Raw genomic sequence first — 6,693 nt, 5'->3', positions numbered from 1 at the left:
AAACAGGAACCTTTCTGCAATCCATTCCGGCAACTGTTTTTCTTTTCATCTGTAAACTAAGCTTTCAGTAATTTTTTTCAAAGGGCGCGTTTTTTTCCTAGCATAAGCCATAGTGGTGAACGGAAACTTTTTATCTATCTATTCACCACTATAAAGGCTACTTATAAAAATGACCTTTGTAAAATAATTGCAATCAGATGGTGAAACTTACAGTTGAAATAGATCAGTAAAATATAATCCTTAAATTGAATCCACTATGTGTTTATGACATTGGTAAAAAACGAATTTTTAAAGCTGCTTTTTGTGTACTCTACTAGTAAGGCTAAACGAGTATTCCAATATATTTAGTATAAATAATTTGCAGTCAGCCTATTGGGCATATAGGTCTAATTAAATCTAAATAAAAACGCTAAGTGCGCTATAAATAAATGTTTTATTTTAATATTGTTATTTATCTAACTATTTTCCTTTCTATTACTGGTTTTAATTGTGCTAGACTAAGTGGGGGCACTTTAACAGATTCAAATTCAAATTTGAATCTAAAACAAGATAAAGGTAACCCCGTAATTGCTCTTTTTCATGGCTTAGGCTCAAAAAGTTCCTGTTTCAATAGCCTAAAAGAAAATCTTGAACAGGCTTTTCCTGATGCTCTTGTTATTGCTTTGACTAGTGTTGAAGACTATAATACTGCGCTGTTTTCCATAAAAGAACAAGGCAACAGCACTTTTAAGGAGCTGCTAGAAAAAATACCTGATGTATGTAACAGGCCTACCCTACTAATAGGGCATAGTCAAGGTGGCCTTCGTGCTTATAAAATGTATGATGCATACAATGATCTATTAAATGTAAAAGGAATCATTACCCTAGCTACGCCATGGGAAGGCGCTCCTGTTGCTAATGCAGATCAAGAATTATTGTTGCAACGTCTCCAATCTGATTGTGTTCGTATAGATATGCAGAGATTCTCCATGGACTATGACTATAAAGGAGAAGAAAGTGCTCATTTTATGCATACCACTTTGCAAGCGAGAATCAATGATTACCAAAAAGTAAGTAAATGCAGTGGAATAATAGATTTAAAGCCAAAGAGCAAATTTTTATATGAAGTTGCAGAGAAGCTTCCTAAGCTATTAATTCCTATTTTAGCTATAGGAGGGGCCCAAAGTGACTTTGGGGTTTTTCTAAGCAAAAAAAGCAACTATGATTTTAACAATTTACGTAACGCATGGACCAATATTATAGTGGGTGAATCGAATAATAGCGCAAATAAAGCACATGATATGGTAGTACCTCTTTACAGTCAGCGTGCAGATAATATTGCAGGCAAAAATAAAAATTTCGAACAATTTGTAGTACCAAATGCGATTCATAATGAAATTTTACCATTACCACCTGAGAAAAAATTCCACAATATACTTGAGCATCCTCTTGCATTTGAAAAGATTAAGGAATTTGCCCAAAAAGTACTATATCAACCATCCAGTCAAAAAACCAATACACCACAAAGTATCGCAGAGGTTGCTTGAAAAAGAACGCTATTGATATTCCCAACGTATGCCATTTGGATGATCTTTTATAGCAATTCCTATTTTATGAAGCGTAGTACGTATAAAGTCAATTTGATTATACTGTTTTGCTGCTTTAGCCTTTTGGTAAGTCATTAACACTATCTCTAGCATAGGATGAATAGAAGCGTTATGGTCTTCTTTGAGCCCTAGTAGGTCTATAAGAAAAGTAGTATAAGTCTTGCGTAATTCATTCCATGCGGCTTTCGAAATAGCTGCGTAACTCAATGTGCCATTGTGCCATCCATTTATTTTTTTTAGCAAATTAAATAAGCTTGCTAAAACCTTTGCTGTATTGAAATCATCGTTTATAGCGCTATAGCAAGCGGCACAATCTGCATAAATGGCCTCATCTAACCTACCATTTGTATGAGTGGTTTCTACAGTTTCGTGTTCGAGCTGAGTCAATAGATACCAACCGTTCATTAACCTGCGATAGCCTTGATAGGCTGCTTGTAAGCCCTCTACTGTAATAGAAAGTGTGCTTCTGTAGTGGGCCTGTAGCATAAAAAAGCGTAATACCATAGGGCTATAAGGTTGGTCTATGGCTGAGTGGTTTCCTGTAAAAAGCTCGTCTAGTGTAATAAAGTTACCCAATGATTTACCCATTTTCACTCCATTAATTGTAACTAAATTATTATGGATCCAATAGGTAGCCAAATCGGTTTTTAAGCTAGCTTGTGCTTGTGCTATTTCGCATTCATGGTGTGGAAAGCGCAAATCCATGCCACCTCCGTGAATGTCAAACTGGTTGCCTAAATATTTTGCAGACATAGCAGAGCATTCAATGTGCCATCCAGGAAAACCCTCCCCCCAGGGAGAAGGCCAACGCATAATATGCATCGGTGTTGCCTTTTTCCATAAGGCAAAATCTACGGGATCTCTTTTATCTGTTTGTTTGGCTAATGAACGCGTACCTGACCGGGTTGCTTCTATCATTCTACCTGAAAGTTTCCCATAATGGTGCATTTGGTTGTATTTAGCTACATCAAAATAGACAGATCCATCGATTATATAGGCTAACCCATTTTGAATAATCTTTTCTATCATGGTAATTTGTTCGGCAATGTGTCCGCTTGCACAAGGCTCAATGCTAGGAGGTAATAGATTAAGCTGTTCCATGTTTTTTCGATAGTTATTGGTATAGCGTTGCGCTACCTCCATAGGACTTACCTCTTCTAGCTTGGCTTGTTGTGCTATTTTGTCCTTGCCTTCGTCTAAATCTCTTTCCAGATGGCCTACATCGGTAATATTGCGTACATAACGAACCTTGTAGTCTAAGTGTTGTAGATAGCGGAAGAGTATATCAAAGGTAATGGCAGCGCGTGCATGACCCAGATGTGCTTTGCCATAAACGGTAGGACCACATAGATAGATACCCACAAAAGGCGGCCTAAGGGGCTTAAATAATTCTTTTTGTCTGGTTAAACTATTGTAGATATGTAATGGTTGCTGCATATTTGTATAGGTCAAAAATATTTTAGATTTTTGTTAGTGTACTTATATGTTCCTTTTTAGCATAATATGCACTTCCATAGCATTTTGTGCATAGAGTTTTAAGCTTTGGGCGAATTAAACAGCAGCAAACAATTGTAAAATTACAAAAATAAAATCACTATGTATGAACAATTTAAGAAGCAATCTGTAGGAAGAAACCTATTTAGTATAATTGTATTGACTCTATTTGGTGTGTGGTCATGTTTCCGTTTGCCTTATATACTAGGTGAAAAACAAAAACCAATGCTTGCTACAGTAGCTACCCAACAGGTTCGGCTTCCTTCTGTAGAACAGCATCAACCATTCGAGAAGCTTCCATTAGCATCAGAAGACAAACCTCTGTTAACCAAACTGCCTGATTTTACCTATGCAGCTAGAGTAGCTACACCAGCTGTAGTGCATATACACGCCTCTCAAGATCCTAAATTGCTTAAGCGGCATATTACACCTTTAGAGCAATTGTTTCAAGAATTTTTTGGAGATAGACTAGTGATGCCCAAAGAGTATCAGAGGCCTGCTCAAGAATCTGTGGGTTCTGGTGTTATTTACAAAAGTAATGGATATATTGTTACGAATAACCATGTGATTGAGGGGGCAGACAAAATAAAAGTAACCTTGAATAATAATAGGTCTTATGAAGCAAAATTGGTTGGTACTGATCCTCGTACTGACTTAGCACTTTTAAAAATTGAAGCATCTGGCCTTCCTGCCCTAGTGTTAGGTAATTCTGATAAGTTAGAGGTGGGAGAATGGGTGTTAGCTGTTGGTAACCCCTTTAATTTAAATTCTACAGTCACGCAAGGGATTGTAAGCGCTAAATCTAGACGCTTAGGGGAGTGTGGTAACGGAAAGTTAGATATTCAATCTTTTATTCAAACTGATGCAGTTATCAATCAAGGTAATAGTGGAGGCGCATTGGTCAATTTATATGGGGAATTAATTGGCATCAATACGGCTATTTATGCTTCAAGATCTGCCTCCTTTATGGGATACGGGTTTGCGATACCTGCTTCTTTAGTAAAAAAAGTGGCTGATGATTTTATCCAATATGGTGCCGTACAACGCGCCTTATTAGGCGTAATCATTGGTGATGTGGACGCTATGTTAGCTGAAAAATTAGGCTTAAAAGTAGTTAGTGGGGTCTATATTCGTGGTATTCAAGAGCATAGCCCTTGTGCAAAGCTATTGCAAAAAGAAGATGTTATTACCCAAATAAATGGGCGAAAAGTTAATAATTATTCGGATTTACAAGAAATAGTCGCTTGTTCTCAACCGGGAGATAAGTTAACTATTACCTTATATCGCAAGGGTAAAGAAAAAATGGTCAATGTATTGTTGGAAAAAGCACCTGATGCGTTGCAAATTGTAGAACAAGGTAATAAACTGAAAGTAGAAGGTGCTGTTTTTCAGAATCTTGATCCAAAAACAAAAGCTAAATTTAAGCTTTCTGGTGGTGTTTTAGTTGAGGAAGTTACCAAAGGAAAATTTCAAGCTGCTGGCCTTAAAAAAGGTTATATCTTAGTTGCGTTTGATAAGAAACCTGTTGCAAGTATAGTGGAATTAGCTGAAATCATTCGACGTACAACAGAACCTGTTTTGATACAGGTTATAAAACCTAATGAGGGGGGCGCTACTGGTTATATAGCTATTGACTTGGGTAGTCCTACTTATCATAAGGAGAAATAAGGTCTGCCTATGTACCTATTGATGGCCTTTATATACTTTTTTGGCTTATAATGATCAAGAAAAATATCTTTTTAAACTTTATCTGCAGTTTTAATGGCCTTCTATTTCTATTTTTATTTGCTATAATTAGCTGGTCTGCTCCAGTATATGCTGAAAATGATTTACCGGAAGAGGTTCCTCTATTAGAAACTACTCAATTTGAGCTCTTGGGGACAAATTCTGGTAAGTTACGTATAAGCATTAGGGCATATGAGATGCGTCAATATGAAAGTGGAAATATAACGTTGACAGGTGGAATAGAAATCATTATATTAAGTAGTAAATCTGATAAAGGCGAAGGTCCTATTCATATTCAAGCCAATAGGCTTTCTTACAATAAAGAAAAAAACCTTTGTGTGATAGCCGGAAATGTTTTGCTTACTAAGCCGCAGCAACAATTCAAAATCAACACGGAGCATTTGTGTTATGATATGAACCAAGAAGTAATATTTACAGAAGCCCCTGTTGTAATAGCAGATAAGGAGCATGTGTTAAAAGGGAGTTTATTACGCGCTACAAAGGATTTAACCAGGTATACAGTCACTGGGCCTAGTGGAACAGTAGACATAAAAAAAGAGACTGTTCTAGGGGCTAATCCATTATAATATTTATGCGTGTTTTGATAGGTTGTGGAGGTACTGGGGGGCATATTTATCCTGCGATAGCTATTGCCGATGGGATTAAAAAACAATTTCCAAATGCGACCTTCCTGTTTGTAGGTGCAAAAGGAGGTAAGGAAGTAGGCCTAGTAGTTGCTGCTGGTTACCCTATTATGAGAATTAGCATAAGGGGCTTTCAAAGAAATAAAATTATTAAAAACCTGTTGTTGCCTTTTCTTCTTTTAAAAAGCTTATATCAAGCAAGGTCTATTATTAAATCATTTAAACCTGATGTAGTTATTGGAACAGGAGGTTATGCCTCTTTTCCTACCTTGTTTGTAGCTTCTATTCAAAAAGTTCCTACGCTTATTCAAGAACAAAATAGTGTTGCTGGATTAACCAACCAATTGCTTTCTAGATGGGTTAACAAGATTTGTACAGGTTATCCAAATGTTATTTTTCCTTGTCCAAAAGAAAAAGTAATATTTACCGGTAACCCTGTACGTACATCCCTCTGTACTTTTCAAGAAGACCGAATGGATGCGCTTGAGTATTTTAATTTTTCTGCTTTTCAGGATAAAAAGTGTTTACTAGTAGTAGGTGGAAGTGGAGGTGCAAGCGTATTGAATAGTACTATTTTAGAATGGAAAGAACAATTAAGTAACTTAGATATCCAAGTTATATGGATAACGGGTGAGCGTTATTTTGAGCCTATTAAACAGGCTATGAAAGATTATCGTTATATAAAATGTTATCCCTATTTAACTAATATGGAAATGGCTTATGTAGCAGCTGATATTGTTGTTGCCAGGGCTGGAGCACTATCCATAGCAGAGCTTTGTGTAAGAAAAAAACCTGCTATTTTGGTTCCATCATCCAATGTTGTAGGAGATCATCAAACGAAAAATAGTTTACCACTAGTTGCCCAAGGGGCAGTTATACAGATTACAGATCAGGAATGTCCTTTTTTACTTATTCCTAAGGTAGTAGAATTATTCAATGATGAGGCGCAACAATTAGAGCTAGTTAAGCAAATGGAACCTTTTACCGCATTACATGCTGGTGCCCAGAATAAGCTAGTCGAAGTAGTCGTTGAGTTGATAAAAAGGTAGTGGTATGCTTTTTTTACTTAATTAATTGATAAAATTAGATATGTTTTCTTACTTTTGAAGTATGACTACAATGGTGAATGCATCCTAAAAACGTTTCCGTTCACTCACCACTATGGCTTATGCTATAAAAAAAACGCGCCCTTTGAAAAAAGTGCGATCAGAAAGCGCAGTTTACAGATGAAAAGATAAACAGTT

The 6,693-nt window shown here is 36.5% G+C and carries 5 protein-coding genes; 4 read left to right on the top strand and 1 reads right to left on the bottom strand.

Annotation, left to right across the window (positions count from 1 at the left end; all coding sequences use genetic code 11):
- The first annotated feature begins 533 nt into the window (after positions 1-533).
- Positions 534-1,526, top strand: coding sequence for an esterase/lipase family protein (locus MUW73_RS02925; protein WP_243575237.1), 993 nt, complete (start codon positions 534-536; stop codon positions 1,524-1,526).
- A 9-nt stretch (positions 1,527-1,535) separates the two neighbouring features.
- Here MUW73_RS02925 and cysS read toward each other — a convergent pair whose 3' ends face one another.
- A complete protein-coding gene (gene cysS / locus MUW73_RS02920) occupies positions 1,536-3,023 on the bottom strand; it encodes a cysteine--tRNA ligase (RefSeq protein ID WP_243018247.1) in 1,488 nt (495 codons plus the stop codon).
- Between the two features lie 159 nt (positions 3,024-3,182).
- Between cysS and MUW73_RS02915 the strand changes: the two genes are divergently transcribed.
- From MUW73_RS02915 to murG, 3 genes are read left to right on the top strand one after another with little or no spacing between them, the layout of a single operon-like run.
- Positions 3,183-4,748, top strand: a complete 1,566-nt coding sequence (locus MUW73_RS02915; protein ID WP_243575236.1) for a Do family serine endopeptidase — start codon at positions 3,183-3,185, stop codon at positions 4,746-4,748.
- 50 nt (positions 4,749-4,798) lie between these two features.
- Complete coding sequence (lptC, locus tag MUW73_RS02910) at positions 4,799-5,392, top strand: LPS export ABC transporter periplasmic protein LptC (RefSeq protein WP_243018249.1); 594 nt, start codon at positions 4,799-4,801, stop codon at positions 5,390-5,392.
- 5 nt (positions 5,393-5,397) lie between these two features.
- Positions 5,398-6,498 carry an undecaprenyldiphospho-muramoylpentapeptide beta-N-acetylglucosaminyltransferase gene (murG, locus tag MUW73_RS02905; RefSeq protein ID WP_243018250.1) on the top strand — a complete coding sequence of 367 codons (1,101 nt, stop codon included), beginning with the start codon at positions 5,398-5,400 and terminating at the stop codon, positions 6,496-6,498.
- The last annotated feature ends 195 nt before the right edge of the window (positions 6,499-6,693 follow it).

This window comes from Candidatus Cardinium sp. cByotN1, from assembly GCF_022810525.1.
GTDB lineage: Bacteria > Bacteroidota > Bacteroidia > Cytophagales > Amoebophilaceae > Cardinium.
Note: the sequence above shows the minus strand (reverse complement) of the source record. Positions and strands in the feature narration are given on the sequence as shown.